General features: G+C 75.7%; 27 protein-coding genes. 14 read left to right on the plus strand and 13 right to left on the minus strand.

Annotated elements, in window-relative coordinates:
- Together ACERUJ_RS11285 and ACERUJ_RS11290 are read left to right on the plus strand one after the other, a co-directional pair.
- Positions 1 to 714: 3-deoxy-7-phosphoheptulonate synthase (locus tag ACERUJ_RS11285; RefSeq protein ID WP_370248627.1), on the plus strand; the 714-nt coding region annotated here is incomplete at its 5' end.
- A complete protein-coding gene (locus tag ACERUJ_RS11290; protein ID WP_370248628.1) occupies positions 711 to 1,703 on the plus strand; it encodes a low specificity L-threonine aldolase in 993 nt (330 codons plus the stop codon). The genes ACERUJ_RS11285 and ACERUJ_RS11290, both read left to right, overlap by 4 nt.
- A gap of 15 nt (positions 1,704 to 1,718) precedes the next feature.
- On the opposite strand, the gene ACERUJ_RS11295 is transcribed toward ACERUJ_RS11290, so the two are convergent.
- The 5 genes from ACERUJ_RS11295 to ACERUJ_RS11315 form a co-directional block, all read right to left on the minus strand.
- Positions 1,719 to 2,636 (minus strand): hypothetical protein, encoded by a 918-nt coding sequence (locus ACERUJ_RS11295; protein ID WP_370248629.1) that lies wholly within the window; start codon positions 2,634 to 2,636, stop codon positions 1,719 to 1,721.
- Positions 2,637 to 2,771: 135 nt separating this feature from the next.
- Positions 2,772 to 3,809: a 3-deoxy-7-phosphoheptulonate synthase gene (gene aroF, locus ACERUJ_RS11300; protein ID WP_370248630.1), complete on the minus strand. Its 1,038-nt coding sequence runs from the start codon at positions 3,807 to 3,809 to the stop codon at positions 2,772 to 2,774.
- 183 nt (positions 3,810 to 3,992) lie between these two features.
- Positions 3,993 to 4,904: a DMT family transporter gene (locus ACERUJ_RS11305; protein WP_370248631.1), complete on the minus strand. Its 912-nt coding sequence runs from the start codon at positions 4,902 to 4,904 to the stop codon at positions 3,993 to 3,995.
- Positions 4,901 to 5,806, minus strand: a complete 906-nt coding sequence (locus tag ACERUJ_RS11310; protein WP_370248632.1) for a deoxyribonuclease IV — start codon at positions 5,804 to 5,806, stop codon at positions 4,901 to 4,903. The genes ACERUJ_RS11305 and ACERUJ_RS11310 overlap by 4 nt, the downstream gene beginning before the upstream one ends.
- A 49-nt stretch (positions 5,807 to 5,855) precedes the next feature.
- Positions 5,856 to 7,898, minus strand: coding sequence for a PASTA domain-containing protein (locus tag ACERUJ_RS11315; protein ID WP_370248633.1), 2,043 nt, complete (start codon positions 7,896 to 7,898; stop codon positions 5,856 to 5,858).
- Between the two features lie 154 nt (positions 7,899 to 8,052).
- On the opposite strand from ACERUJ_RS11315, the gene ACERUJ_RS11320 reads away from it, so the two are divergent.
- From ACERUJ_RS11320 to ACERUJ_RS11330, 3 genes are read left to right on the plus strand one after another with little or no spacing between them, the layout of a single operon-like run.
- On the plus strand, positions 8,053 to 8,433 hold the full coding sequence (locus ACERUJ_RS11320) for an Rv2175c family DNA-binding protein (protein ID WP_370248634.1): 381 nt from the start codon (positions 8,053 to 8,055) through the stop codon (positions 8,431 to 8,433).
- Positions 8,434 to 8,440: 7 nt separating this feature from the next.
- Complete coding sequence (locus ACERUJ_RS11325) at positions 8,441 to 8,932, plus strand: ribonuclease domain-containing protein (protein WP_370248635.1); 492 nt, start codon at positions 8,441 to 8,443, stop codon at positions 8,930 to 8,932.
- Positions 8,929 to 9,285, plus strand: a complete 357-nt coding sequence (locus tag ACERUJ_RS11330) for a barstar family protein (RefSeq protein ID WP_370248636.1) — start codon at positions 8,929 to 8,931, stop codon at positions 9,283 to 9,285. The genes ACERUJ_RS11325 and ACERUJ_RS11330 overlap by 4 nt, the downstream gene beginning before the upstream one ends.
- 19 nt (positions 9,286 to 9,304) lie before the next feature.
- Here the strand turns inward: ACERUJ_RS11330 and ACERUJ_RS11335 are convergent, their stop codons facing one another.
- Entirely contained in the window at positions 9,305 to 9,784 is a 480-nt protein-coding gene (locus tag ACERUJ_RS11335; RefSeq protein ID WP_370248637.1) for a MarR family winged helix-turn-helix transcriptional regulator, read from the minus strand.
- 57 nt (positions 9,785 to 9,841) lie between these two features.
- Between ACERUJ_RS11335 and ACERUJ_RS11340 the strand changes: the two genes are divergently transcribed.
- Entirely contained in the window at positions 9,842 to 11,938 is a 2,097-nt protein-coding gene (locus ACERUJ_RS11340) for an MMPL family transporter (protein ID WP_370248638.1), read from the plus strand.
- A 6-nt stretch (positions 11,939 to 11,944) separates the two neighbouring features.
- Here the strand turns inward: ACERUJ_RS11340 and ACERUJ_RS11345 are convergent, their stop codons facing one another.
- Positions 11,945 to 13,039 (minus strand): polyprenyl synthetase family protein, encoded by a 1,095-nt coding sequence (locus tag ACERUJ_RS11345; RefSeq protein WP_370248639.1) that lies wholly within the window; start codon positions 13,037 to 13,039, stop codon positions 11,945 to 11,947.
- A gap of 31 nt (positions 13,040 to 13,070) precedes the next feature.
- Between ACERUJ_RS11345 and metF the strand changes: the two genes are divergently transcribed.
- A complete protein-coding gene (metF, locus tag ACERUJ_RS11350; protein ID WP_370248640.1) occupies positions 13,071 to 13,958 on the plus strand; it encodes a methylenetetrahydrofolate reductase [NAD(P)H] in 888 nt (295 codons plus the stop codon).
- Positions 13,959 to 13,968: 10 nt separating this feature from the next.
- Here metF and ACERUJ_RS11355 read toward each other — a convergent pair whose 3' ends face one another.
- The 3 genes from ACERUJ_RS11355 to ACERUJ_RS11365 form a co-directional block, all read right to left on the minus strand.
- The gene (locus tag ACERUJ_RS11355; protein ID WP_370248641.1) at positions 13,969 to 15,303 is read right to left on the minus strand and encodes a phytoene desaturase family protein; all 1,335 of its coding nucleotides are present in this window, start codon (positions 15,301 to 15,303) and stop codon (positions 13,969 to 13,971) included.
- A 10-nt stretch (positions 15,304 to 15,313) separates the two neighbouring features.
- On the minus strand, positions 15,314 to 15,940 hold the full coding sequence (locus tag ACERUJ_RS11360; RefSeq protein ID WP_370248642.1) for a DUF4126 domain-containing protein: 627 nt from the start codon (positions 15,938 to 15,940) through the stop codon (positions 15,314 to 15,316).
- Positions 15,941 to 16,027: 87 nt separating this feature from the next.
- Positions 16,028 to 16,516 (minus strand): YbaK/EbsC family protein, encoded by a 489-nt coding sequence (locus ACERUJ_RS11365; RefSeq protein ID WP_370248643.1) that lies wholly within the window; start codon positions 16,514 to 16,516, stop codon positions 16,028 to 16,030.
- A 49-nt stretch (positions 16,517 to 16,565) separates the two neighbouring features.
- Between ACERUJ_RS11365 and ACERUJ_RS11370 the strand changes: the two genes are divergently transcribed.
- From ACERUJ_RS11370 to ACERUJ_RS11390, 5 genes are all read left to right on the plus strand, one after another.
- Entirely contained in the window at positions 16,566 to 17,087 is a 522-nt protein-coding gene (locus ACERUJ_RS11370; protein ID WP_370248644.1) for a hypothetical protein, read from the plus strand.
- A gap of 108 nt (positions 17,088 to 17,195) precedes the next feature.
- On the plus strand, positions 17,196 to 17,672 hold the full coding sequence (locus tag ACERUJ_RS11375) for an SAV_6107 family HEPN domain-containing protein (RefSeq protein ID WP_370248645.1): 477 nt from the start codon (positions 17,196 to 17,198) through the stop codon (positions 17,670 to 17,672).
- 44 nt (positions 17,673 to 17,716) lie between these two features.
- Positions 17,717 to 18,439 (plus strand): class I SAM-dependent methyltransferase, encoded by a 723-nt coding sequence (locus ACERUJ_RS11380; protein ID WP_370248646.1) that lies wholly within the window; start codon positions 17,717 to 17,719, stop codon positions 18,437 to 18,439.
- Positions 18,440 to 18,475: 36 nt separating this feature from the next.
- Positions 18,476 to 19,801, plus strand: coding sequence for a DNA polymerase IV (locus ACERUJ_RS11385; protein ID WP_370248647.1), 1,326 nt, complete (start codon positions 18,476 to 18,478; stop codon positions 19,799 to 19,801).
- Positions 19,802 to 19,833: 32 nt separating this feature from the next.
- Positions 19,834 to 20,253 carry a DUF3040 domain-containing protein gene (locus tag ACERUJ_RS11390; protein ID WP_370248648.1) on the plus strand — a complete coding sequence of 140 codons (420 nt, stop codon included), beginning with the start codon at positions 19,834 to 19,836 and terminating at the stop codon, positions 20,251 to 20,253.
- Between the two features lie 121 nt (positions 20,254 to 20,374).
- On the opposite strand, the gene ACERUJ_RS11395 is transcribed toward ACERUJ_RS11390, so the two are convergent.
- The 3 genes from ACERUJ_RS11395 to ACERUJ_RS11405 are packed head-to-tail and all read right to left on the minus strand — an operon-like array spanning position 20,375 to position 25,039.
- A complete protein-coding gene (locus ACERUJ_RS11395) occupies positions 20,375 to 22,696 on the minus strand; it encodes a DUF3488 and DUF4129 domain-containing transglutaminase family protein (RefSeq protein WP_370248649.1) in 2,322 nt (773 codons plus the stop codon).
- The gene (locus ACERUJ_RS11400; protein ID WP_370248650.1) at positions 22,693 to 24,024 is read right to left on the minus strand and encodes a DUF58 domain-containing protein; all 1,332 of its coding nucleotides are present in this window, start codon (positions 24,022 to 24,024) and stop codon (positions 22,693 to 22,695) included. The genes ACERUJ_RS11395 and ACERUJ_RS11400 overlap by 4 nt, the downstream gene beginning before the upstream one ends.
- Before the next feature lie 31 nt (positions 24,025 to 24,055).
- Positions 24,056 to 25,039: an AAA family ATPase gene (locus tag ACERUJ_RS11405; protein WP_370248651.1), complete on the minus strand. Its 984-nt coding sequence runs from the start codon at positions 25,037 to 25,039 to the stop codon at positions 24,056 to 24,058.
- Positions 25,040 to 25,428: 389 nt separating this feature from the next.
- Here ACERUJ_RS11405 and mraZ point away from each other — a divergent pair, with 389 nt between their 5' ends.
- On the plus strand, positions 25,429 to 25,875 hold the full coding sequence (mraZ, locus tag ACERUJ_RS11410; RefSeq protein ID WP_370248652.1) for a division/cell wall cluster transcriptional repressor MraZ: 447 nt from the start codon (positions 25,429 to 25,431) through the stop codon (positions 25,873 to 25,875).
- A gap of 242 nt (positions 25,876 to 26,117) precedes the next feature.
- Positions 26,118 to 26,303, plus strand: coding sequence for a hypothetical protein (locus tag ACERUJ_RS11415; RefSeq protein WP_370248653.1), 186 nt, complete (start codon positions 26,118 to 26,120; stop codon positions 26,301 to 26,303).
- Positions 26,304 to 26,312: the final 9 nt, after the last annotated feature.

Consider the following 26,312-nt stretch of genomic DNA (forward strand, 5'->3'; position numbering starts at 1 on the left):
ATGCGGGCCTGCGGCGTGGACACCGAGAACAACTCCACTCTTCACGAGGTCGACGTCTACACCAGCCACGAGGCACTGATCCTCGGCTACGAGCAGGCACTCACCCGCCGCGATCCCCTGTCGGGCGAGTGGTACGACTGCTCCGCCCACTCCCTCTGGATCGGCGAGCGCACCCGCCAGCTCGACGGTGCCCACGTGGAGCTGCTGCGCCACGTGCGCAACCCGATCGGGGTCAAGCTCGGCCCCACCACGAGCCCCGACGACGCCCTGGCGCTCGCGCAGGCGCTCAACCCCGACAACACCCCGGGTCGGCTCACGTTCATCACCCGGTTCGGCGCCGGGCGGATCCGCGACGGCCTGCCCGCCCTGGTGGAGAAGGCGACCAGCGAGGGCCTGCAGGTCGCGTGGGTCTGCGACCCCATGCACGGCAACACCTTCGAGGCCTCCTCGGGCTACAAGACCCGCCGCTTCGACGACGTCATCGACGAGGTCCAGGGCTTCTTCGACGTCCACCACGCCCTGGGCACCTGGCCCGGGGGCGTGCACGTCGAGCTCACCGGCGACGACGTCACCGAGTGCGTCGGCGGCGGCGAGGAGCTGGCCGAGATGGACCTCTCCCAGCGCTACGAGTCGGTGTGCGACCCCCGCCTGAACCGCGTGCAGTCCCTGGAGCTGGCGTTCCTCGTGGCGGAGATGCTCCAGCGGCGCCAGTGATCGACCTCCGCTCCGACACCCTCACGCGCCCCACCGAGGCGATGCGCGCGGCCATGGCCGCGGCCGAGGTCGGCGACGACGTGTACGGCGAGGACCCCACGGTCCGCGCGCTGGAGGAGCGCGTCGCCGCCCTGCTCGGCCACGAGGCCGCGCTGTTCACCCCCACGGGGTCGATGGCCAACGTGCTGGGCGTCGGGCTGCTCGTCGAGCCGGGCCAGGAGGTGCTGTGCGAGTCGCGGGCCCACATCGCCCGCGCCGAGCTCGGCGCGCACGGTGCGATCGGCGGACTCACGATGCGCACCTGGAGCCGGCCCGACGGCGGCGTCGACCTCGCCGAGCTGGCCGAGCTGATCGCCCCCGACCTGGGGCCGTTCTTCGTGCGCACCGCAGCGATCTCGCTCGAGAACACCCACAACTTCGCCGGTGGCACCGTGCTGCCGGTGGCGGTGATGGCGGGGGTGCGCGAGCTCGCCGGGGCGGCGGGGGCCGCGGTGCACCTCGACGGCGCCCGGCTCTGGAACGCCCACGTCGCCACCGGCACCCCGCTGGCCGAGTACGGCCGGCTCGCCGACGTCGTGTGCGTGTGCCTGAGCAAGGGACTCGGGGCGCCCGTGGGCTCGCTCGTGGTCTCCGACGCCGACCGGATCGCGCAGGCGCGCGTGCGACGCAAGCGGCTCGGCGGCGGCATGCGGCAGGTGGGGGTGCTGGCCGCCGCCGGTCTCCACGCCCTCGACCACCACCTGGAGCGGCTGGCCGACGACCACGGCCACGCGCGGGTCCTCGCCGAGGCACTGGGGGTGGACCCCGCCGGCGTCGCGACCAACATCGTGGTGGCCACCCGCCCCGACGCCGCCGAGGTCGTGCGCCGGGCCGAGGAGGCCGGGGTGCGGATCAGCGCCGTGGGGCCCCGCACGGTGCGCGTGGTGACCCACCTCGGGGTCACGACGGCGCAGGTGCAGGGTGCGGCACGGGTGCTCGCCCGTCTGTGACGGGGCGCTGAGGGCTCAGAACTCCTTGCCGAGCAGCACGACCTCGCTCAGCGCGGTGAAGTCGCGGGCGTCGGCGCCCGCACCGGGGGCGCTCACCGCCACCAGGCGCAGGGTGACGGTGGAGGTGACCGGGACCCGCACCTTGCGGCTCTGGATGCCGCGCTCGCCGTCGGTGAGCACCTGGGTGACGGTGGAACCGTCGTCGAAGCCCCACTCCACCTGCAGCACCCGACGGTTGGCGGCGTAGCCGTCGTAGCCGGCCTCGCGCTTGGTGTAGCCGTTGATGAGGCCGACGAAGCGGATCTTGGTGGGCCTGGCCAGGGTGAAGATCAGGGTGTCGCCGGTGGCGTTGCCCGGCATCCGCCAGGCCGTCTCGCGGTCGCGGTCGACGAGGTGGGCGGCGACGTAGGTGACCCGCTCACCGTCCACCCCCGTGCTCGGGGGCGCCTCGGCCGGGACCCCGACCTCCGCGGTGGGGGCGACCTCGGCGAGTCGGCCGCCGCCGGGCACGTCGTCGTCCTTCCCGGGACGCCCGCCCTTGCCGGGGCGCTGGCTCGGCGACGGGTCGCCCGAGGCGGACGGAGCCTCGGAGGCCGACGCGGGCGGGTCGTCGTCCTCGCCCGAGGAGAGCAGCAGCCCGCCGAGGGTCCCGATCAGGGCGACCGCGAGCAGCGCCACGACCCACGGCAGCGCCCCGCGACGACGGCGGGGCGTCCCGCCGGACGGGACCGGCGGCGGGGGACCGGCCTCGAGCACGGTCCCGAGGAAGACCGAGTCCGCGGGCTCGGCCGGTGACGGCGTCGCGACGTCCTCGACGTAGAGCGGGTAGCGCGCGCCCGGGGTCTCGGTGACCGGCCGACCGACGGCGTGACCGCAGTTGATGCAGAACCGACCGATGCCGAGCTCGTGATCGCAGCGCACGCAGCGGGCCATCGCGGGTCTCCTCCTCAGGTCGGGTCAGGTCGGGTCAGGTCGGGCCGGGTCGGGTACGGCGGCGGGCGGCACGGAGCGCCTTGCTCCTCACCGCCCGCCGTCGTGGTGCGCCCACTGTAGGCGCTCCGCGTGGGGTCACGCGTCCCAGTCGCGTCCCGTGGCCGGTGCGCGGTCCACCGCGGGGGGCAGCACGCGCACGGCGTGGGCCAGGTCGCGCAGCTCCTGACCCAGCAGCGCCTGGGGGCCGTCGCACAGGGCGTCCTCGGGGTGGGGGTGCACGTCGACGATCACCCCGTCCGCGCCCACCGCGATCGCCGCGCGCGAGAGCGGCACCACGAGGTCCTTGCGACCGGCGGCGTGGGAGGGGTCGACGATGATCGGCAGGTGGGAGGCGGCCTGCACCACGGGCACCGCCGAGATGTCGAGGGTGTTGCGGGTCGCGGGCTCGAAGGTGCGGATGCCGCGCTCGCACAGGACGACGTCGAGGTTGCCGCGCTGGGCGATGTACTCGGCCGCCATCAGCCACTCCTCGATGGTGGCGGTCATGCCGCGCTTGAGCAGCACCGGCTTGCCGGCCTCGCCGACCGCCTGGAGCAGGCCGAAGTTGGCCATGTTGCGGGTGCCGATCTGCAGCATGTCGGCGTGCTCGGCGACGACGTCGACGTCGCGGGCGTCGACGATCTCGGTCACGATCGGCATGCCCACCTTGTCGCGGACGTCGGCGAGGATCTCCAGCCCGGCCACGCCGAGGCCCTGGAAGGCGTAGGGGGAGGTGCGGGGCTTGTAGGCGCCGCCCCGCAGGATCGTGGCGCCGGCCGAGCGGGCCATCTGGGCGGCCTCGAGGGTCTGGTCGTAGGTCTCGACCGCGCACGGACCGGCGATGAAGGTGAAGGTGTCGGGGCCGACCGGCACCCGCTGGGTGCCGCGGCCGACCCACACCGTGGAGCGGTCGGGGTGGTGCTGACGGCTCACGAGCTTGTAGGGGTCGGAGATCCGGTGCACGTCGGCGACCCCGCGCAGGGTGCGCAGGTTGAGGTGGTGGAAGGACTCGATGTCCCCCACCAGGCCGATGATGGTGCGGACGACGCCCTTGCTCACGAACGCCTCTCCGCCCACCCCCTCCACGCGGGCGACGACGGCGGCGACGTCCTCGTCGGTGGCATCGGGGGACATGACGACGACCATGGGTGTTCCTGTTCTGTGGGTGGTGCGACGGATGCCGCGACCGACCTCGGAGACGACGAACGCCCCGGACTCGGCCGGGGCGTGGTGGGTGCGAGGGCGCGCTACGAGGCGGCCGGCACGGGTGCTCCCGGCAGGCTCGTAAACACATAGGCGCGCGTCACGACGCCGATCCTAACCGACGCCCTGGCCGGCGCGGGCGTCGTGCCCGGTCGCCGTGCCCACCAGCACCATGCCGGCCAGCACGCAGGCGCCGCCCGCGGCCAGGCGCCCGGACAGGGACTCCCCGCCCAGGCCGACCGCGAAGCCGGCGGCCCACACCGGCTCCATGCTCATGATCACCGCCGCGGCGGTGGGGCGCAGGTGGGCCTGCGCCCAGGTCTGGGCCACCAGCGCCAGGGCGCCCGCGACCAGGGCCATGTAGAGCACGGCGACCCAGTCGGCGGGCCGGTCGGGCAGCGTGAGGCCGCCCGGTGCCGCGCCGACCAGGCAGATCACGGCGATCACCGTCACCTGCACGGTGGCCATCGCCCAGGTGTGGGCGACGGGGTGCGCGGGATCGGTCCAGGCCGCCAGCCCGACGATGTGGGCGGCGTAGAGGATCGCGCCCACCAGCGTCAGCGCCTCGCCGTAGCCCAGGGCCAGGCCGTCGAGGGTCAGGGTGGCGACTCCGAGGGTGGCCAGCAGCACCGCCAGCCAGGTACGGGCCCCGATCCGGTCGCCGAGGACCAGGGCGGCCAGCACCGGGGTGGCCACCACGTACAGGCCGGTCACGAAGCCGCTCACGCTCGCCGCGGTGTGGGCCAGTCCCAGCGTCTGGGCGATCTGGGCGGCGCCGTACAGCGCCCCCAGCGCCACCGAGCGGCGCACGAGCGGGCGGGGGAGGCGCCGCAGGGCGCCGGGCGCGACCGCGGCCATCACCAGCGCGGCGATCGCGAACCGCACGCCGAGGAAGTCCAGCGCCGGGACCCGGTCGAGCAGGTCCTTGATGAGCACGAACGTGCTGCCCCAGCAGGCGGTCATGGCGACCAGGGCGAGGGCCGCGGCGAGCCGGAGCCGGGGCGGCGTCGCGCGCCGTGCGGTCATGACGACGTCGTCGCGGCGTCGCGCAGCCGTCGCAGCAGCACCAGGTCGGGGTCCTCGGGCTCGCGCGAGCCCGGGGTCTCCAGGATCAGCGGCACCCCGGCGGTGGTGGGGTGGGCGAGCAGCTCGGCGAAGCAGTCCTCGCCGATGTGGCCCCGCCCGAGCTTCTCGTGGCGGTCCTTCATCGAGCCCCGGGGATCCTTCGAGTCGTTGGCGTGGACCAGCCGCAGTCGGCCGGCACCGGCCACGGCCTCGAGCTCGGCCAGGGTCGCGGCCGTGCCGCCGGGCTCGTCGAGCGGGGCGCCGGCGGCGAAGACGTGGCAGGTGTCCAGGCACACCGCGGCGCGCGGGTGGTCGTCGAGGGCGGCGAGGTACTCGGCGAGGTCGGGCACGCCCGCGCACAGGGAGCGGCCCTGACCGGCCGTGGGCTCGAGGAGCAGCAGCGGCCCGTCGCCGTCGCCGTGGGCGGCGTCGGCCTCGGCCAGCACCGGCAGCAGCCCCTCGCGCACCTGCCGCAGGGCGGCCGCGTGGCGGGCGGCCGCCTCGCCCTCGCCCGCGGCGGGGGCCACGTAGGAGCCCGTGTGCACGACGACGCCCTCCGCGCCGATCCGGGCCGCGCGCCGCATCTGGTGGGCCACCATCGCCACCGAGTTCGCGTAGGTCGCGGGCGTGGGGGAGCCGAGGTTCACCAGGTAGGGCGCGTGCACGAAGACCCGCATCCCGCTCTCCCGGCAGGCCGCGGCGAACGCCTCGTCCTCGGCCGGACGGCCCTCCGCGAGCGCCCAGCCGCGCGGGTTGCCGAGGAAGACCTGCAGCGTCTCGCAGCCCAGCTCGCGGGCTCGGGCGAGGGCGCCGGCGACGAGTCCGGGGCCGACCTGAACGTGGGTGCCGAGGGGGTTGCGCACGGGGGGCCACGCTACTGCGCGCGGCGGAGCCTCCGGTCGGGAGGCGGGGTCACACGGTGTAGAGCACGATCGTGCTGCCCTTGGGTGCCATCGCGCCCGCGCCGGGGTCGGTGCGGGTCGCGATCCCGAGCCCGGGGTAGAAGTCCTCGCGCCGGATCTCGACCTCGAAGCCCGCGTCGCGCAGCGTCTGCTCCGCGGCGCTGACCCCGAACGCACGCACGTCCGGCACCTCGATCAGCTCCGGACCCAGGGAGACCACGACCCGCACCTCCTCGCCCCGGAACAGCCGGCCGCCCGTGGGGTCCTGGCGGATGATCAGGCCGACCGCGACGTCGTCGGAGTACTCCTGCCCGACGACGGTCATCACCAGCCCGCGTCGTTCGAGGACCCGCTGGACCTTCGCGGCGGGCTCGCCGACGTAGTTCCCGACCTTGAGGGGGCGTCGGCCCTTGCTGACGACGAGGTCGACCGTGTCGCCGGGGCGCAGCTCGGTGCCGGCGTCGGGGCTGGACCCGATCACGGTGCCCTCCGGCACCGTCTCGGAGAAGCGCCGGATGCTCTCGCCGAAGTCGAGCTGGCGGGCCAGCAGCGCGTCCTGCGCGGCGTCCTCGTCCAGCCCGCGCACGCGGGGGACGAGCAGCTTGCCGAGGGAGAGGGTGAGGGTGACGGTGTCGCCGGCCAGCACGCGGTCGCCACCGCCGGGGTCGGCCCGCAGCACCGTGCCGGCCGGGGCCTCGGAGTCGTAGAGCGCGTCGGCGTAAGCCACCTCGAGGTCGGCCGCGGCCAGGGTGCGCTCGGCCTGGGCGCGGGTCAGCCCGACCACCGAGGGGGCGGTGTCGTAGCGGCCCCAGCCGAACCAGAACGCACCGCCCGCGATGCCGGCCACCAGCGCGACGACGAGCAGCAGCACCACGGGACCGCGCCAACGGCGGCGTCCGGGCGCGGGGACCGGCGCGGGGACGGGTGCCGGGCGCCGGGGCGGCCCGTCCGGGGCCGGGCGGCTGGGGCGGCCGGGTCGGCCTGCGGTGCCCGGGGGCAGCCGGGGCGGTGCCACGGGCCGTACCTGGTCCGCCTGCAGGACGGCGGTGTGGTGCAGGCCGCGCTCCGGCGAGGCCGGCGGCGCCTGTTCCGGCAGCGTGCCGAGGTCGGGCAGCGGATCGGTGTCGCCGACCCGCACCGGCAGGGTGAGGTCGACGGTGAGCTCGGGATCGTCGGCCAGGCCGGCGGCCAGGGCGCTGGAGACACGTCGCACCTGGTGCAGCAGCACGCCGGCGTCGGCGGGCCGCAGGGCGGCGTCGCGGGCGGTGGCGCGCCGCACGAGCGCGTCGAGGTAGGGCGGCAGGCCCGGGACGACGGTGGAGGGGGCGGGGACGTCCTCGTGCACGTGCTGGAACGCCACGGCGATCGCGGTGTCGCCGCGGTGCGGCTGCTGTCCGGTGAGCAGCTCGAAGAGCAGGATCCCCAGCGCGTAGACGTCCGCCCGGGCGTCGGCGCGCTGGTTGGTGACCAGCTCGGGGGCGAGGTAGGCCACCGTGCCCATCACCGTGCCGTTGGTGGCGGTGTGACGGGTGTGGGAGGTGATCGCGCGGGCCAGGCCGAAGTCGGCGACCTTCACCCGGCCGTCGTCGGCGATGAGCACGTTCTCCGGCTTGACGTCGCGGTGCACCAGCCCGGCGCGGTGCGCCTCGGCGAGCGCGGCCACCACCGGCTCGACGAGCGCGAGCGCTCGGGCGGGGTGCAGACGCCCCTCCTCGCGCAGGGTCGCGCGCAGCGTGCGCCCGCGCACCAGCTCCATGGCCAGGAAGACCACCCCGTCGTCCTCGCCCTGGTCGTAGACGGCCACGACGTTGGGGTGGCTCAGGGCGGCGGCGGCGCGGGCCTCGCGCACGAACCGTTCGGCGAAGGTGGGCCCGGAGTCGGGACCGTCGGGGGCGGCGGCGTCGAGGTCGGCGCGCATCACCTTCACCGCCACCGTGCGGTCCAGGCGCAGGTCGTGGGCCTCGTAGACGCTGGCCATGCCGCCCCGGTCGATGCGACGGCCCAGCCGGTAACGACGGTCCAGGACGCGGCCGCTGAGGGCGTCCGACTCCACCCGCGACCTCCTGCCTCGACCTCCCGCGCCGGTCGGGACGGCGCCGCTTGGCCCTCATCGTACGGGGGAGCGGGGTCGTGACGGCGCAGGCACGCCCGCTCGGTGACGCCTGCCACGGCTCGCGACGGGCGCCGTCCGTGGGACCATGGGGCGCGTGAGCACCGATCCCGACACCCGCCTCGCCGACGTCGACCTCGCCGCGCTCGTGCCGCAGTGGTTCGACTGGTCCGGCGCCGCCGACGCCCTGGGCGTCACCCCGTCACGGGTGCGGGCGCTGATCAAGGAGCACCAGCTCGCCGCCGCCGTGCCGGTGCCCGGCGAGGGTCCGAAGGTGCCGGCCGAGTTCGTGCAGGACGGCGAGCTCGTCAAGGGCCTGCCCGGCACCATCACGCTCCTGCACGACCAGGGCTTCGACGACCGCGAGATCATCGCCTGGCTCTTCCTGGACCAGGACTTCCCGGGCCGGGCCATCGACGCGCTGCGCGAGAACCGCGGCAGCGAGGTCAGGCGGCGCGCCCAGGCGCTCGGGTTCTGAGGGCGCCGTGAGCGCGCCCCGACGTCGGCCGGGCACCGACCTCGGATCGGTGCTCCTGGTCGTCCTCGTCGCGCTCGGGATCTGGTTCGTCAGCGGCCGTGACCCGGGCAGCCGGGTCGCGGTCGACGACGCGGTGGTGACCATCGGGCCCGAGACCGACTCCTCCGCCGAGGAGGCCCAGACCTCCCCGGGCCCCGAGGACGACTTCGACCCCTTCTCCGGGCTGTACTGGATCGAGCGCGCCGACCTGCCGCCCGAGGCGATCACCACCCTGGGGCTCATCGCCGACGGCGGGCCGTTCCCCGAGGACGAGGACGGCTCGCGGTTCGGCAACTACGAGCGGTTGCTGCCCGACGAGCCCGGCGGCTACTACGCCGAGTACACCGTGCCGACCCCGGGCTCGGACGATCGTGGCGCCCGACGCATCGTGGCCGGCGACGGCGGCGAGCTCTACTACACCGCCGACCACTACGCCTCCTTCCGGCGGATCCGTCCGTGAGCGTGCTCTCCCGGGTGCTGCGCGGGACGGCCGCCCCCGGCGTCCACCGCTGGCACTCGGCGTGGCCCGCGCCGGCGGCCGCCGCCGCGGCCCGCCGGCAGGGGCTGCGGGTCGCCGTGCTCGACGGCGCCCGACTGAGGACCGAGGCCGACCTGCACGACGTCCTCGCCCGCGATCTCGACCTGCCCGAGCACTACGGCCGCAACCTCGACGCCCTCGCCGACGTGCTGCGCGACCTCCCCCCGGCCGTGGTGCTGTGGGACGACGCCGGTGCGGGCGGCCTGCCCGCGGCGCGCCGCGCGCTGGTCGAACGCGTGCTCGGGGAGCGGCTGCCGGTGCTGGTCCGCGACTGAGCGCCCTCCGGCCCCGGGATCACGACCCGCGCGGCCCGGGGTCGTCGCGGGCGGCGTCGAGGGTGGCCTCGGTGGCCTCGGTGAGGAACCGGGCGATGAGGTCCAGCTCCTCGGGTCGGTAGCGGTCCATCACCTCCTGGGTGGCGAGGGCGACCCGGCCGAAGACCTCACGGCCCATCTCGAGGGTGAGGTCGGTGACGGCGAGGGTGACCGAGCGGCGGTCGTGGGGGTGCGGCTCGCGGCGCAGGTGGCCCGAGCGCACGAGCCGCTCCACGAGGGAGGACGCCGCAGAGGCGGAGATGCCCAGCCGGGCGCCGAGAGCGCCGGGGGTCATCGGGCCGGCCTCGCCGGCGTCCATCGTCATGGCCAGCGCGGTGAGGTCGGTCTGGTGCATCTCGTGCCCGCGGCCCTGGGCGCGCAGGTAGGACTCCACCGCCCCGGTGTAGCTGCGCAGGGCACGCGCGACGGCGAGGTGCCGCTCCTCTTGGGGGTGACCCATGGCTCCAGTATAGTCCGATCGTCGGATATTACGATCATCGGAACAACAGGAGCGGACATGACGGAGCTGGCGGCACCGGGCGGCCGGGGCGGCGTGGGCAGCGGGACGTGGTGGCGACGCGCGCGGGGACTCATCGTCCTGCTCGCCGTGCTGCTCTCGGCCGCGGCGTTCACCCTGATCGGCGACGGCGTCGAGGACCCCGAGACCGGGGGCTCGCTGCCCGACGGGGCGGAGTCCTCCCAGGTCGACGCGCTCGTCGCGCAGGCCCGGGCGGCGCAGCCGGACGCCGAGGGCGCCCCTGCGGTGGTGGTCTACCGCGCCACCGACGGCGCCGCCCTGACCCCCGACCAGCTCGCCGCCCTCGGGCAGGGCGACGGCCCGGTCCAGCCCAGCCAGGACGGAACGGTGGCGATCCGGCTGGTGCCGTTCGCGCCGGGCCTCGCCGACGAGGTCGTCGGCGAGCGGATCGACGAGCTGCGCGAGCAGGTCGCGGCCGACGCCCCCGAGGGCGTGGAGGCGTTCGTCACCGGCGCCCCCGCCTTCCGGGCCGACATCGGGAAGGTCTTCGAGGGCGCCGACGTCCGGCTGCTCGGCTTCACCGCGGGCGTGGTGGCCCTGCTGCTGCTCATCACCTACCGCTCGCCGTTCCTGTGGCTGGTGCCGCTCACGGTCGTCGGCACCGCCGACCAGGTCGCGGCCCGGCTCGTCAACGGCGCCTCCTCGCTGTTCGGCTTCAAGATCGACGGCTCGATCATCGGCATCACCTCGGTGCTGGTCTTCGGCGCCGGCACCAACTACGCCCTGCTGCTCATCGCCCGCTACCGCGAGGAGCTGCACCGCACCGAGAACCGGTTCGACGCGATGTCGGTCGCCGTGCGCCAGGCCGGCCCGGCGATCCTGGCCAGCTCCAGCACCGTCGTCCTCGCCCTGCTCGCGCTGTCGCTGGCCGACACCCCCGGCACCCGCGTGCTGGGCTGGGCGGCGGCCATCGGCATCGTCACCGCGGTGCTCTACGCCCTGATCGTGCTCCCCGCGGCCCTCGTGCTCTTCGGCCGGCGCCTCTTCTGGCCCTTCGTGCCGAAGGTCACCGACGGAGGGGCGCCGCTCGCCCGCGGCTGGCAGCGGCTCGGCGACGCCGTCACCGCGCGCCCCGTGCGCGTGGTCGTGCTGGGTGCGGTGCTCGTGGGCATCGCCTCCGTGGGGGTCCTCGGCGCCAGCCTGGGCCTGTCCCAGAACGAGCAGTTCCGCGAGAAGCCCGAGGCGGTCGCCGGCCAGGAGGTGCTGGCGGCGTCCTTCGGCGGCGGCTTCGCCGAGCCCACCATCGTCTTCGTCCCGGCCGAGCGCGCCGACGCCGTCGAGCAGGCGATCGCCGCGACCCCGGGAGTGCTGTCGGTGAGCTCCGCGGGGGCCCAGCCCGGCACGAGCGCGCCGGGCGGCGGCGAGTACGTGCGCCTGGACGCCGTGCTCGACGCCGACCCCGAGTCGGCGGCCAGCCGCGCGACCGTGGAGCGGTTGCGCAGCGAGCTGCCGGCCGACGCCCTCGTCGGCGGGAACGACGCCCAGGCCCTGGACCGGCGCGACGCGGCGGCGTCGGACACCCTGCTCATCATCCCGGTGATCCTGGTGATCGTGGCCGTGATCCTGTTGGTCCTGCTGCGCTCGGTCGTGGCGGCCCCGGTGCTGCTCGCCACCGTCGTGGCCACCTACGGCGCCAGCATGGGCCTGGGCTGGCTGCTGTTCTCCACCGTGCTCGACTTCCCGGCCCTGGACCTCAACGTCCCGCTGTTCGCGTTCCTGTTCCTGGTGGCGCTGGGAGTGGACTACAACATCTTCCTGGCCCTGCGGGCCCGGGAGGAGGCCGAGGGCGGCGCGCCCGCGCGCCGCGCCATCACGACCGCCCTCTCGGCCACCGGTGGGGTGATCACGAGCGCCGGCGTCCTGCTGGCCGCGGTGTTCGTGGTGCTCGGCGTGCTGCCGCTCATCACCCTCACCCAGCTCGGCATCATCGTGGCGGTGGGCGTCCTGCTCGACACCCTGCTGGTGCGCTCGGTCCTCGTGCCGGCGCTGGTCGCGATGCTGGGGGAGCGGTTCTGGTGGCCGCGTCACCCCGCGGGCGAGGCGACGGCCGAACCGGTCGCGGAGCCGGTGGGCTGAGGCCGGTCAGGCGGTCCGACGCGTGACGGCGTCGGCCATCGTCCGCAGCGCCGTGGTGGCGCGCGGGTCGAGGCCGGCGCCGTCGAGCGCGGTCAGCGCCTGTCCGACGAGGCCGCCGATGCGGGCCTCCACCGCGTCGGCCGCCCCGCAGTCGCGGATCAGGCCGCGCAGCCGCTCCACGGCCTCCGGGGCCAGCGGGGTGCCCAGCGCGGCGTCGAGCTCGTCCGCGGCCCCCGGGTCGGTGGGGCGCAGGGCGTCGAGCGCGAGGGCCACCAGCACGGTGCGCTTGCCCTCCACGAGGTCGTCACCGGCCGGCTTGCCGGTCGTGGCGGGGTCGCCGAAGACGCCGAGGAGGTCGTCGCGCAGCTGGAAGGCCTCCCCGAGCGGCAGCCCGTAGCCGGTGAGCGCCGCGAGGGCCGCCTCGTCGGCACCCGCGAGGGCCGCCCCGACGTGCAGCGGGCGCTCGATGGAGTACTTCGCCGACTTGTAGCGCAGCACGGTCATGGCGGTGTCGACGTCGGCGTGGCCGCGGGCCTGCACCGAGACGTCGAGGAACTGGCCGGCGATGACCTCGCTGCGGCACAGGTCGAACAGCTCCAGGGCCGGACCGACCCGGTCCCAGCCGAAGCCGCTGGTGCGCAGCATCTCGTCCGACCACGCCTGGAGCAGGTCGCCCAGCAGGATCGCGGCGGCGGCACCGAAGTCGACGGCGTCGCCGCGGTGCCCGGCGGCCCGGTGCTCGGCCTCGAAGGCGCGGTGCGTGGCGGGGCGACCCCGGCGGGTGTCGGAGGCGTCCATGAGGTCGTCGTGGGCCAGGGCACTGGCGTGCAGCAGCTCCAGGGCGCCGCAGGCGCCGAGCAGCGCCTCGGTGTCGCCCCCGGTGGGATCCACCGCGAGGTGGCCCCACCGGCAGAACGTCGCGCGGAAGCGCTTGCCGCCGGCGACGGCGAGCCTCGCCTCGGCGATCAGCCGGGCGGCGTCGGGCCCGAGCGGGGCGAGCCGCCGGGCCTGGAGGTCGAGGAACGCGGCGAGCCGGCGCTCGAGGTCGGCGCGGAAGCCCCGGTCGTCCTGATCGTCCCAGGGGACGTCGCCGATACCCACGGGTGGAGCCTAGGCCCCTACTGTGGTGGCCATGGCAACGGGGCGCGGACGCAGCATGTCGGAGTTGATCGCCGCTGGTCAGCGCTCGATCTCCTTCGAGTTCTTCCCCCCGCGCGACGAGGCCGGCGCCGAGCAGCTGTGGCGGGCCATCAGCGACCTCGAGCCCTACCAGCCGACCTTCGTCTCGGTCACCTACGGGGCGGGCGGCTCGACGCGCGACACCACGATCAACCTCACCGGACGCATCGCCGCCGAGACCAGCCTCACCCCGGTGGCCCACCTCACCTGCGTCGGCCACACCCGGGCCGAGATCGAGGGCATCCTCGACGCCTACGCCGCCGCGGGGGTGCACCACCTGATGGCCCTGCGCGGCGACCCGCAGGAGGGTCCCAACGCCGCGTGGACGCCCACCGAGGGGGGTCTGGACCACGCGATCGACCTCGTCGAGCTGGCCCGCGACCGCGGCGACTTCCGGATCGGGGTCGCGGCCTTCCCCGAGGGCCACCCGAGCGCGGCATCCCTCGACGCCGACGCCGACGTGCTGGTGGCCAAGGCGCGGGCGGGGGCGGAGTTCGCGGTCACCCAGATGTTCTTCCGCGCCCAGGACTACGTCGACCTGGTCGATCGGGTCCGGGCGCGCGGCGTCGACCTGCCGATCCTGCCCGGCATCATGCCGATCCTCAACGTGCGGGCCCTGCAGCGCCAGGGCGAGCTGATGGGCGCGGCGGTGCCGCAGGAGATCGTCGACCGGATCACCCGCCACGACGACCCCGCGGGCGTGCGCGCCGAGGGCATCGCGATCTCGGCCGAGCTGTGCGAGGAGCTGCTCGCCGCCGGGGCCCCCGGGCTGCACTTCTTCACCCTCAACCGGTCGAAGGCGACCCTGGAGATCTTCGAGCGCCTGCGCATCAGCGCCTGACGGCTCCCGCTCAGGCGGGTCCGAGCAGGGTCGCCACCTGGGCGGCGCCGAGGCCGACGTAGGCCAGGCCGCTGCCGGGGGTGGCATGGGCGCCGGCGGTGTAGACGCCCGGTACGGGCGTGCGCGGGCCGAGCCGGTCGACCACGGTGGACCGGCCGCGCCACAGCACGCCGTACGCCGAGCCGCGGTGGGCCATGACGAGGTCCCGCGGGCTGCGGTCGACGCGGGTGACGACCTGCTTGCGCACCTTCAGCCCGGCGCGCGCGAGGGCGTCGACGACGTCCTCGCTCAGCTTCCCGCGCCCGTGCACCGTCCAGGCCGTGCCCCCCTCGGGCGCGGCGAGGCCGGGACGCACCACGAGGGTGGCGTCGCCGTGCAGCACCGTCTCGTGGGGCAGGTCGGGCACCTCGCCCTGCAGGCCCAGGTGCACGACGACGGGGGGCAGGGCGGGCATCGTGCGCTGCACCAGGGGTGCCAGGGTCGGCAGGCGGCGGGGGTCGACCGCCACCACCACGGCGTCGGCCGCGACCACCTCACCCGGCTTGTCGGCGAGACCGGTGAGCACGACGCCGGCGGCGCGTCCGTCCCGCAGTTCGAGGTCGTGCACCTCCGTGTGCAGCCGCACCTCGACCCCGCGCGTGGCGAGGCGGGCCACGAGGAGATCGGTGAGACCGGCCATCCCGCCGCGCAGGCGCCAGGCGCCGAAGCACTGCTCGAGGTAGGTGTGCACCCCGGCCCAGGCCGGGACGTCGCGCAGGTAGTGGCCCTCGGCGGCGAAGGGGTGGGCGGCCACCATCGCGGGGCGGTCGTCGCGGAAGCGGCGCTTGAGCCGCTTCGCGAGGTGCTCGCGGTCGCGCAGCAGGGCCGTGACCTCCGCGGGCGCGGCCGCGGGGTCCCAGGGCTCCTCGAAGTAGGAGCGGCGCAGCAGCTCCCAGGTGCGGCCGCACTCGTCGACGTAGTCCACCCACGCGTCGCCGAGGCCGCGCCGCAGCTCCTCGAACGCCTCGCGCTGCGCGGCCCGGCCGCTGCGCAGCTGCACCGAGGTGCGGTCGGGGAACCGGTGCTCGCGCAGCACCTCCAGCGGCTCCAGCTCCTCGCCGGTCGGGACGCCCAGCTCGGCCTCCAGCGCGCGCCCGCTCTTGCGGAACAGGTCGCGCACGACGGCGGGGAGCACGAGGTGGTCGGGTCCGCCGTCCCAGGCGTAGCCGCCCTGCTCGATCGTCTCGACGGCGCCCCCGAGCCGGTCGCCGGCCTCGATGATCGTCACCTCGTGCCCGAGCTTGGCCGCGCGGACCGCGACCGCGAGGCCTCCGAAACCGCCCCCGACCACCACGACCGTCGCCATGCGCCGAACCCTAGTGGCCGGTTCCTCCCGGGCTCCGACCGGTGGGTCGGCCGGTGGGTCGGCGCTGCCGACGCTCGCGCCACGCCCGCCAGCCCTGGCGCACGAGACGCAGGGCCAGCACGAGCAGCACCCCGCCCGCGACGAGCAGCACGGCGGCGATGCCCGCGGCCGCGACCGGGTGCTCGATCGCGAACCACACGACGCCGAGCACGGCGAGGTCCTCGAGCACGCTCACCAGCACGTTGCTGGCGGGCTCGGGGGAGGTGTTCACCGCCAACCGGGTGCCGGCCTTGATCGTGTGCGACAGCAGGGCGGTGCCGCCGCCCACCACCGCCCCGACGGCCTGGGGCAGCGAGGTCGCGTCGCCGGCCAGCAGCACGCCGACGACGGCACCCGCCGTCGGCCGGATCGCGGTGGACACGGCGTCCCACACACTGTCGACGTAGGGGATCTTGTCGGCGATGAACTCGAACCCGTAGAGCACGGCCGCGACCGCGAGCACGTCGGCGCGCGCGAGCACGTCGGGCACGTCGGGCCGGTCGGCGATCCGGTCGCTGAGGCCGAGCACCAGCACCACCAGGTACGCGTTGACGCCGCTGGCCCAGCCGCTGGAGAAGGTGAGGGCGAGGCTGTCCATGGGGGTGGTCCTCCGGAGGACGGATGGGGCCGGGTGGGGCCGGACGGGGTGGTGGGACGGTCGCTGTCTACCCCCGCGGTCGGGGCGTCACGCCTCGACGTCGATCTCGACGGCCCCGGTGAGGGCCAGCAGCTCGTCGGTGGTCGTGGAGAAGACCGCCGCCGGGTGCCCGGCCGCCGCCCACACGACCGGGTGCCGGCGCAGCCAGGAGTCGAGGTAGGTGGGGACGGGGGCGGGGTGTCCGAGGGGCGACACCCCGCCGATCACCTGACCGGTGTGGGTGCGCACGAAGTCGGGGGAGGCGCGCCGCAGCGCCGGCACGCCGATGCGCGCGGCCGTGGCGGCGACGTCGACGCGGTGGGCGCCGCTGGTGAGCACGAGCACCGGCGCGCCCTCGGCCTCGAAGAGCAGGCTGTTGGCGATCGCACCGACCTCGCAGCCCAGCGCCTCGGCGGCCAGGGCGGCCGTGTGCACCGCGTCGGGCAGCACGACGATCCGGCCGGTGCCGCCGAGGCGGGCGTGCTCGGCGCGGAACCGGGCCAGCGTGGGATGCTCGTGGGGGTCGGGGCTCGCCATGGGGCGACCCTAGTGGCGGCCGGGTGCGACGGCGCGGAGGAGGACGGGCGTGGGCCAGCAGGACCAGCAGGACCAGCCGGGCCGACAGGGCCGGCAGGGGGCGGAGGCGCCGCTGCGGTGGATCCGCGTCGTCCTGGCGGGCCTGGGCGTGTGCGGACTGGTGGTGCCCGCCCTGGCGGTCCTGCTCGAGGACCAGCTGGTGGCGGCCTGGGCCGGCGGCGCCGGTCTGGGGGCCGACGACACCCGCGTGCCGCCCACGTTCGCTCCCGTGGCGGTCGTGATGTCGGGGGTGCTCCTGGGGCACCTGCTCATGCTCTGGCTGCTGGTGCGCGCGGCGCAGCCGTGGGCACGCCACGCCCTGGCGCTCACGGGCGCCCTGGTGGCCCTGGGTGCCCTCGCCCTGCTCCTCACCGGTCCGCCGCTGGTCTTCGTGCTGGCCGGCATGGTCGTGGCCGGCCTCGGGGTGGGGCTCGCGGCGGCGTGCGAGCACCCCGACGTCGCGGCCTGGTTCCGCGCGCACCGGGTGGACGACGTCGACGGCACCCCGATCGGCGCCCCGCCCCTCGGCTGACGGGTCCCGATGCCGGTCCCGACGCCGGTCTTGACGCCGGCGGGGTGGGCGGGGGTACGGTGGCGGTGTTCGAACAGGCGTTCGAACACTCGATCCGGAGGATGCCGCATGTCCGCTCTGCACCCGGTCCGTCCCACGGCGGCCCGCCCCGGCGCCGCGCCCGTGGTGCTCTCGGCGACCGCCCACTCCTACCTCGCCCGTGCCGCCGCCTCGCTCAGCGAGGCCATGGCCACCCCCGAGGTGCCCACGCGCTACGCGTTCGCGCACGTGGCCGCGCTGCGGGCCGCCGCCGCGCTGCTGGCCGCGCGCGCCCAGCCCGTGGTACCCGGACGGCGTCGCGCCCAGCGCAACGCCTGGGTGCTGCTGGCCGAGGTCGCCCCCGAGCTCGCCGAGTGGGCGGCGTTCTTCGCCGCGGGGGCCGGCAAGCGGGCCGCGGCCGAGGCGGGCTCCACCCGCGCGGTCACCGAGCGCGAGGCCGACGACCTCGTGCGCGAGGCCGACCGGTTCCTCGCCGTCGTCGAGCAGACCCTGGGCCTGATGCCGCACGAGCCGCTGGCGCTGCGACTCGTCGGCCGTGCCGGCTGACCGGTGCCGCCGACGCCGGACCGCCACGCCCTAGGGTGGGAGCCATGTCCGCCACGGAGCGTCGATCCCTGCCACGCACCGCCGCCATGTGGGACGCGCTCGCCCCGGTGCTCGACGCCGCCACCGCGCCGCTCGACGTCGTCGACCTCGGCGGCGGCACCGGTGGCTTCGCCGTCCCGGTGGCCCAGCGCGGCCACCGTGTCGTGGTCGTGGACCCCAGCCCCGACGCGCTGGCCGCGCTCGGGCGCCGTGCGCAGGAACTCGACCTCGAGGTCGTGGGCCGTCAGGGCGACCTCAGCGACGTCGTCGACCTCGTCGGTGCCGGCAGCGCCGACCTCGTGCTGTGCCACGGGGTGCTGGAGGTGGTGCCCGACGCCACGGCCGCGCTCGCGGCCCTGCACGCCCTGCTGCGCGACGGCGGCGCGCTCTCGCTGCTGGTCGCGCAGCGCCACGCCGCCGTCCTGGCCCGCGCACGCGCCGGTCACCTCACCCAGGCGCTGGCCCTGCTCGACGACACCGCGCCCCAGGGCCGCACCGGGCGACGCTTCACCGCCGAGGAGGTGCAGGAGGCCGTCCGGGCGGCCGGCCTGGTGCCGGCCTCGGTGCACGGGGTGCGGGTCTTCGCCGACCAGGTGCCGGAGTCGCTGCTCGACCTGGAGTCCGGCGCGGCCGCGACGCTCACCGAGCTGGAGCGCGCCGTCGCGACCCGCCCGGAGTACTGGCCGCTGGCCAGCCAACTGCACGTCCTGGCGCACCGGCCGGCCTGACCGCCCCGGTCCCCACGTCCCGCCCGGGCGGGTGCGGTGAGCGCGCCCCGGGTCTGGCGCTGGACCGCCACCCCGCTGCTCCACGTCGACATGGACGCCTTCTACGCCTCGCTGGCCCTGCGCGACCGTCCCGAGTGGCAGCACCTCCCGGTCGTGGTCGGGGGCGGGCACCGCGGGGTGGTGCTGGCGGCGAACTACCCCGCCCGCCGGTTCGGCGTCCGATCGGGCATGTCGGGCGCGCAGGCCCGGCGCCTGTGTCCGCACCTGCGGCAGGTGGCCCCCGACTACGACGCCGTGGGGCGGGTCTCGCGGCGGGTGATGGAGGTCCTCGGCGAGACCAGCGCCCGGATCGAGGTCGTCTCGGTCGACGAGGCGTTCCTCGACGTGCGTGGCGCGCTCGGAGACGGGATCTCTCCGGAACTGCTGGCCGCCCGCATCCGGGCCCGGGTGCGGGAGGAGGTCGGACTCGCGTGCTCGGTGGGCATCGCGGGCAGTGTGGCGATGGCGAAGCTGGCCTCGCGGCGCGCCAAGCCCGACGGCGTGGTCACCCTCGCGCCGCGCGACGTCCCGGCGGTGGTGCACCCCCTCGACGTCGGCGAGCTGTACGGCATCGGCCCGGCCACCCGCGATCGCTTGCACCGGCTCGGCTTCGCGACGGTCGGCGACCTCGCCCGCACCCCGGAGCCGGTGCTGGTCTCCGTGCTGGGACCCCGGCTCGGCGCCGCGCTGCACGCACTGGCCTGGGGACGGGACCGCAGCACGCTCAGCCCCGGCGGGCCCGGGGCCTTCGGCGCGGTCGCCCGACTCGGCCTCGGCGAGCCCGAGCACTCCCTGGGGGCCCAGCGCACCCTGGCGGTCGACCTGCGCGACCCGGTGGCGGTCGAGACCGAGGCCCTCCGCCTGCTCGACGGCGTCGCCGCGCGGCTGCGGGCCCGCGGTGCGGGGTGCCGCGCGGTGGCGGTGACCGTGCGCCGGCCCGACTTCACGACCGTGTCGCGCCAGCACCGGCTGCCGGGCCACACCGACGTCACCCACGAGCTGGCCGCGGTGGTGCGCACGCTGCTGCGGGGGCTGCTCGCCGACGGCCGGGCCGTCCGGTTGGTCGGGGTGCGACTCGAGGGGGTGGTGCGCGCCGACCGGGTCACCCGACAGGAGGTGCTGGGGGAGGCGGACTGGCGCGCCGTGGAGCGCGCGGCCGACCGGGCGGCCCACCGGTTCGGCCGCGGAGTCGTGCGTCCGGCCCGGCTCCTGGGCGTTTCAGGGCCCGCCGGGCGAGACGGTGCGGATGTTTACGCCCACTCCGCTACCGGTCCGGCTCCCGGCTGCCTAGAATTGGCCTCGCGCGGCACCGCCGCACCCTGACTGTTCACCACGAACCACCTCCGGGAGGACCAGTGCCACTCTCCGAAGAGGAGCTGCGACTGCTCGAGCAGATGGAGCGAGCCCTCGTCGAGGAGGACCCCAAGTTCGCCTCCACCCTGCGTGGCACCGCCTTCCACGCCTCCGCCCGACGCCGCGCACTCGCGGCGGCGGTGGCCTTCGCGCTCGGCGTCACCCTGCTGTTCGTCGGTGTCACCACGCACTGGGCGATCGGGATCGCGGGCTTCGTCCTCATGCTCGCGGCAGCGACGATCGGGCTCAGCGCGATGAAGGGCCGCGCGGCCACCGCGCCCTCGCCCGCCACGCCGCACCCCTCGGGCCTGACCTCGATCACCGGGGGCCGCCGGCAGCGTCGGTCCCGGTCGCGCTCCTCGATGACGTTCATGCAGCGTCTCGAGCAGCGGTGGCAGCGCCGGCGCGAGTCCGGCTACTGATCCGAGTGACCGACGGTCCCCGCGGGTCCTGAGCCCGCGGCGACGACCCGCCCCGTCCCACCACGACGCCCGGTGCCCCTGTGCACCGGGCGTCGTCGCGTCTGCGGGGGGCGTCCCGGGATCAGCGGGACGCCCCGACCCGGTCGCCCGGGGCGGTGACCGGGGCCCGACCGGGGCGACGCCACAGCGAGCGCGGCCACCAGCGGGCGAGCCGTCGCCGGGGGGCCGCGGCCACCCACGCCTCGCGCACCCGCTCGGTGTCGGCCCGGGTCGCGGGCACGGGGCGCCCGGGGTCGGCGAACCGGGCCGCCTCCACGGCGGCGACGATCCGGTCCCACGCCGCCACCACGTCGTCGTCGGCCGGCTCCCCGCACCAGGAGCGTGCACGCCGCCCCACCTCGTGGGGTGAGCGGCCCTCAGGCCACGGCAGACCGAGGTCGGTGGCGGTGGCGGCGAGCTCGCTCCAGTGGTCCTCCACCGACCCCGCGAGACGACGGTCGCGGGCGCGGCGGCGCAGGGCCCCGGGTGCGAGGGCGGCGCCGAGCAGGAGCAGGGTCCCGCCCAGGACGGTGGCGACCACGAGCCACGGCGTGCCGGAGTCGGGGTCCGCGGCGGCCGTCGGGGCCGGGGTGGGCCGCGGCGTCGGCTCGGGCCGCTCGCTCGGGCGGTCGATCGGTCCCTGCGAGGGCACCTGGGTGGGCTCGGGCACCTCGGGCTGGTCGACGTCGGAGGGGTCGGCGCCGACCGAGTAGTCGGGCAGCAGGTCCTCCGAGGCCCGGCTGGAGGGCGTCGGCTCGAAGCGCATCCAGCCCGCGCCGGGGAAATACAGTTCCGGCCAGGCGTGCAGGTCGTGGCTGGAGTAGGTGTAGGTGTCGGGGCCGACCCGCTCGGGGGTCAGGAAGCCCACCGCCACGCGCGCCGGGATGCCCAGGGTGCGGGCCATCACCGCCATCGCGGCGGCGAACTGCTCGCAGTAGCCGCGGCGCCCGCCCTCGCTGTTGCTCAGCAGGAAGTCGCTGAGCTCGTCGGTGCCCACGCCGTCGTCGGGGGAGGTGGGCTCGAGGTCGTAGACGAACCCGCCGTCGACACGGAACCACTGCTGCAGCGCCTGGGCCTTGCGGAACGGGGTGTCGGCGTCGCGGGTGACGGTCGCGGCGAGGCGGGCGATCTGGGGGTTGAGGGCCGCCGGCAGCGCGGTGAGCTCGGCCGGCAGGCCGCCGGCCCGCGCGGTCTCGGTGCTCAGCCGCTCCTCGTCGTAGTCCAGCGTCACCGCCGTCATGGTGTAGTCCAGGCCGGCGGTGGTGAGGTCGTCCTCGGCGGCGAGGAAGTCGCGGCTGCCGACGTCGTAGCGCCAGTCGCCCGCGGCGTCGACCGCGCTCACCACCGGCTGGGTGGGCAGCCACCGTGACTCGAACCGGTCGGTGACCTCGACGCGGTAGTCGTACTCGGTGCGCGGCAGCGAGGCCGGCACGCCGGGCGGTGCCGGCTGGTCGCCGTCGGCGCCCTGGTCGGAGGGGATGTCGCGGTCGCCGGAGCTCCACTGGTTCTCGGTGAACCGGTTGAGCACCGAGATCCGCAGGTAGGCGGGCGCGGGGTCGTCGGTCACGACGGTGAGCAGGTCGCGGTCGCGTCCGCGGGTGAGGTCGCGCCGCAGGTCGGCGATCGGGTTGACGATCTCGATCCGCTCGGGCGAGCCCGCCCCCTGGCCGACGTCGAGCAGGGCGACATCGAGGGTCGGCAGCAGCAGGGGTGCGGCGACGGCGGCGGCCACCGCCAGCGAGCCGACCCCGGCCGAGGAGACGCGCACGCGTTCACCCAGGCGACGCCGGGAGGTGCCGGGGCCCAGGTCGCGTCCCCAGCGCAGCACCTGGTCCTGCTCCTGCAGGAACAGCAGGGTGAGGAAGCCCCAGGCCGAGAGCGCGAAGACGTACCAGGACAGGCCGCCGCCGAGCAGGCCGATCGGGACGCTGTAGACGGTGAGGACCGGCAGTCCCGCCAACGGGACCCGGCGCAGGCCGAGGGCGAGCGCGTCGACCAGCAGCACCACCAGCAGGCCGCCGGCCAGCAGCAGGGGTTGCACGCCGTCCCCCGCCTCGGTCGGTACCGGTGCGGCGTACTCGCGGGAGGCGTCGATCGCGGCGCGCATCGTGGTGCCGACGGCGTCGACGGCGAACGGGTTGCCGGTGAGCTGCCAGGTCAGGCCGAGCCAGGCCAGGAGGGCCTGGACGGGCAGCACCACCGCGGTGGACAGGCGGGCCGCCCGCCCCGCGGCGCCGAGCAGGACCAGCGGCAGGCCGACGGCGACCAGGTCGGTGAGGTAGAGCTCGGAGCGGGAGGTGAAGCCGCGCCAGGCGAGCATGGCGCTCCACGCGGTGCCGAACCCGATGAGGGCCCCCACGACGTGTCCCGGCAGGCCGATGCGCGGGGCGGAGTTCGCGGTCATCGCACGGGCTCCGGAGCGGGTCCGCCGACGACGTGGGAGGGGCGCCCCAGCCGCTGCCAGGCCGTGGCGAGCGGGTCGCGCTGGCCCAGCGCGCCCGCCCGCCAGCCCTGTCCGGTGAGCCGCCGCGACCACTGCTCGGCGCCCGGCCCCGGCTCGTAGCCCGGGGCGGGCCGGTGCCACTGCTCGACGTCGAGCACGAGCGCCAGGGCGGAGTCGGACTGGTGGCGCCACCAGCGCAGGGCGGCGTCGTCGTCGGGCAGCAGGCCCCCGAGCACGGCGACGGTGAGCCCCCGGGGACGCTCGCCGATCTCGGCGCCGGCGGCGATCCGGGCCCCGGGCTGCGGCGCGAGCTCGGCCAACCACTCCAGCAGCAGCTGGCGGTGTCCGGCGTCCTCGCGACCGGCGCGACCGGCGGCGGTGCGGCCCGAGGTGGTGCGCAGCACGAGCTGGTAGCCGTGGGCCAGCAGGTGGTCGGCGACCGAGGCGGCCGCCACCACCGCGGTCTCGAACGAGCCGGCCAGGCCCTCGCCGCGGTGGGCCAGCAGCCGGTCGTCGAGCAGGACGGTGGCCAGCGCCTGCCAGGGCTGCTCCTCGCGGCGCACCATCAGCTCCCCGGCCCGTGCCGAGGAGCGCCAGTGCACGCGTCGCAGGTCGTCGCCGCGGCGGTACTCCCGCACGGTGACGTCCTCGGCCGAGCCGGTGGCGAAGGCGCGGGCGCGGTGCTCGCCCGAGCCGGACCAGGCGCCGGTGAGACCGATCTCGGGCAGGGTGAGCACCCGGGGTGTCACCACGAGCGGGGTCGTGGTGCGGAAGGCCCGCCCGAGCTCGACCAGACCGAAGCCGTCGCCCACCCGCACGGTGAGCGGACCGATCTCGTAGCGTCCGCGCACCTCCGGGCGCACGGTGTAGGACACCGCGCGCTGCCACCGCGCGCCGACGTCGTCGACGACGAAGCGCGGCCGCGAGCCCAGCGCGAAGGGCAGGTGGTCCTCCAGGAGGAGCACCCCCCGGGGCGGCCGGCCCTCGTTGCGCAGGTCGAGGGTGATCGTGGCGGTGCTGCCGGCCGTGACCACGCGGGGGCCGATCGAGCGCACCAGCGCGAGGTCGTAGCGGGCCCGCACGAGCAGGAGCACGGTGGCCAGGGGCAGCACCATCACCAGCACGCCGACGCGCGCCAGCGCGGGCTGGCCGAGCACGACGGCGCAGGTGACCGCCGTGACGCCGGCGGCGAGGAAGGCCCGCCCGCGCAGGGTGAGACCGCTCAGGCCCTCGCGCACCCGGCCGCGCCGCCGCGGGCGGGACGGGGCCGCGGGGATCGCTTCGGACACCTCGGTCTCCGCTCTCCGGTGGGGGCCGCGTTCAGCGGGGGGCGTCGGGGGCCGGCACGGGCACGGCGGCGACCAGGGTGCGCAGGAGCGCGGAGGGGCCCGCCTGCGACATCGAGGCCTCCAGGCTCGGCAGCAGCCGGTGGGCCAGCACCGGCTCGGCGAGGGCGACGACGTCCTCGGGGACGACGAACTCGCGACCGGCGATGGCGGCGCGCGCCTTCGCGGCCCGCACCAGGTGCAGGCTGGCGCGGGGGGACGCGCCGAGCCGGAAGTCGGGGCTGGTGCGCGTGGCGTTGACCAGTGCCACGACGTACTGCTTGATCAGCGGTGAGACGTAGACGTCGGCCACGGCGGCGGCCAGCTTGCGCAGCTCGACGGCGTCGGTGACCGGCTCGAGGTCCTCCAGGGGGCTGGTGCTCGTGTGCTGGTCGAGCATCGCGATCTCGGCGGCGGCGACGGGGTAGCCCACCGAGAGCCGGGCCATGAAGCGGTCGCGCTGGGCCTCGGGCAGCGGGTAGGTGCCCTCCATCTCGACCGGGTTCTGGGTGGCGATCACCATGAACGGCTGCTCGAGGGCGTAGGTGACGTTGTCGACGGTGACCTGGCCCTCGGCCATGCACTCCAACAGCGCGGACTGGGTCTTGGGGGAGGCGCGGTTGATCTCGTCGCCGATGACGATGTTGGCGAACACCCCGCCGGGGCGGAACTCGAACTCCCGGGTGTCGGCGTTGAAGACCGACACGCCGGTGACGTCGGAGGGGAGCAGGTCCGGGGTGAACTGGATGCGCCGCACCGAGCAGTCCAGCGAGCGGGCCAGGGCCTTGCTCAGCATCGTCTTGCCGACGCCCGGGACGTCCTCGAGCAGCAGGTGACCCTCGGCGAGGAGCACCACCAGCGCCGCCTCGACGACGTCGGGCTTGCCCTCGATGACCTTCTCCACGTTGGCGCGGATCCGGGCGGCCACGCGCGCCACCGCCGCGAGATCGGCCCGGCCGCCGTCGGGTGCCTGCTCCACCGCTGTCCTCCTGATCGCCGGTCCCGGGACCGTCGCCGCTACTGCCTGCGCTCCACCGTAGGGCGCTCGGCCAACAGTCTGGCCCACCGCGCCGGTCGGGAACCCCCCGGCGACGTCACGGACGGGTCACGGATCCGGGGGAGCCCAGGTGGAGCGCCGGTGGGGGGCGCGCGACGACGTCACCGCGGGGCCGGGAGCGCGCTGGTCGCGGCGTTCCGGCGCGTGCCCGCCCCCGGGGGAGGGCGGTGGGGCGTGGTGGGGAACGGGGGGCGCAGGTGGCGGATGGTGGAGCAGAATGGGTTGCTAGGGGGGAGAAATGGCGTAGGGTGGGGCAAAGTGGTGGAGAGGGGACCTCCAGGGAACCCGGTGGAGCGACGTAGGAGGTCCGGATGACCGACTACGAGTTCGACTACGAGTTCATCGGGATCCACCGGCCCAAGCTCGACGACAAGGGCCGGCTCTTCCTCCCGGCCCGATTCCGCGAACAGTTGGCCCAGGGGGTGGCAGTGACCAAGGGACAGGAGGACTGCCTCTACGTCTGGCCGTCCGACGTCTTCAAGGTCGAGGCCCGCCGCGTCGCACAGCTGCCGACCTCCAGCCGCGCCAATCGCGGCTACCGCCGGATGTTCTTCTCCGCCAGCGAGAAGTCGGTGCCGGACAAGCAGGGCCGCATCGGCCTCTCCGCCGAGATGCGCACCTTCGCCGGCCTCGAGCGCGACGTCGTGATCGTCGGCAACTTCGACCGCCTCGAGATCTGGTCGCCCGAGAAGTGGGAGGCCTACAGCGCGGACGTCGAGCCCACCTACTCCGCCCTCGACGACGACGGCGACGGCTGATCCCCACCACGCTCCTCCACCACGCTCCACCCGGCACCAGCACCGGCGCCATCAACTGCACAGCGATCCGCAGGGCGAGGTCTCTGACCCGCTCCCGCCCCCGCTCGTCTGGAGCCCCTTCCCCGGTTGCAGAACGCGGACCTTCCCCCGGCGCCCGCGCCACGCCCGCCGGAGCGGGCAGGGACCTGGCCCTGCGGATCGCTCCTCCCGCCCCACCCAGCGACCCCCCTGAGAGACACCAGATGAGCACTCCCACGACGCCGTCGGCGACCGCACCGCGCCGGGTGCGGCACCAGGTGCGCGACGCCGCCGTCGTGATGGCCTTCTCGGCCGGGCTCTCGGCGCTCGGGGCGCTCGTGCTGCTGCTGCTCGCCCACCTCGCCGCGGGCGCCGCCCCGCTGGCCGGCGCCGGACCGCTCGGGTCCTAGGGGAACGCC

Origin of the sequence: Nocardioides sp. (assembly GCF_964228225.1) — a bacterium.
Taxonomy (GTDB): Bacteria; Actinomycetota; Actinomycetes; order Propionibacteriales; family Nocardioidaceae; genus Nocardioides.

Coding starts and splice junctions, on each gene's coding strand:
- ACERUJ_RS11295 (WP_370248629.1), bottom strand. CDS start 2,636: ATGGCCCGCTGCGTGCGCTGCGATCACGAGCTCGGCATCGGTCGGTTC.
- aroF (WP_370248630.1), bottom strand. CDS start 3,809: ATGTCCCCCGATGCCACCGACGAGGACGTCGCCGCCGTCGTCGCCCGC.
- ACERUJ_RS11305 (WP_370248631.1), bottom strand. CDS start 4,904: ATGACCGCACGGCGCGCGACGCCGCCCCGGCTCCGGCTCGCCGCGGCC.
- ACERUJ_RS11335 (WP_370248637.1), bottom strand. CDS start 9,784: ATGGGTCACCCCCAAGAGGAGCGGCACCTCGCCGTCGCGCGTGCCCTG.
- ACERUJ_RS11340 (WP_370248638.1), top strand. CDS start 9,842: ATGACGGAGCTGGCGGCACCGGGCGGCCGGGGCGGCGTGGGCAGCGGG.
- metF (WP_370248640.1), top strand. CDS start 13,071: ATGGCAACGGGGCGCGGACGCAGCATGTCGGAGTTGATCGCCGCTGGT.
- ACERUJ_RS11355 (WP_370248641.1), bottom strand. CDS start 15,303: ATGGCGACGGTCGTGGTGGTCGGGGGCGGTTTCGGAGGCCTCGCGGTC.
- ACERUJ_RS11360 (WP_370248642.1), bottom strand. CDS start 15,940: ATGGACAGCCTCGCCCTCACCTTCTCCAGCGGCTGGGCCAGCGGCGTC.
- ACERUJ_RS11365 (WP_370248643.1), bottom strand. CDS start 16,516: ATGGCGAGCCCCGACCCCCACGAGCATCCCACGCTGGCCCGGTTCCGC.
- ACERUJ_RS11375 (WP_370248645.1), top strand. CDS start 17,196: ATGTCCGCTCTGCACCCGGTCCGTCCCACGGCGGCCCGCCCCGGCGCC.
- ACERUJ_RS11380 (WP_370248646.1), top strand. CDS start 17,717: ATGTCCGCCACGGAGCGTCGATCCCTGCCACGCACCGCCGCCATGTGG.
- ACERUJ_RS11395 (WP_370248649.1), bottom strand. CDS start 22,696: ATGACCGCGAACTCCGCCCCGCGCATCGGCCTGCCGGGACACGTCGTG.
- mraZ (WP_370248652.1), top strand. CDS start 25,429: ATGACCGACTACGAGTTCGACTACGAGTTCATCGGGATCCACCGGCCC.
- ACERUJ_RS11415 (WP_370248653.1), top strand. CDS start 26,118: ATGAGCACTCCCACGACGCCGTCGGCGACCGCACCGCGCCGGGTGCGG.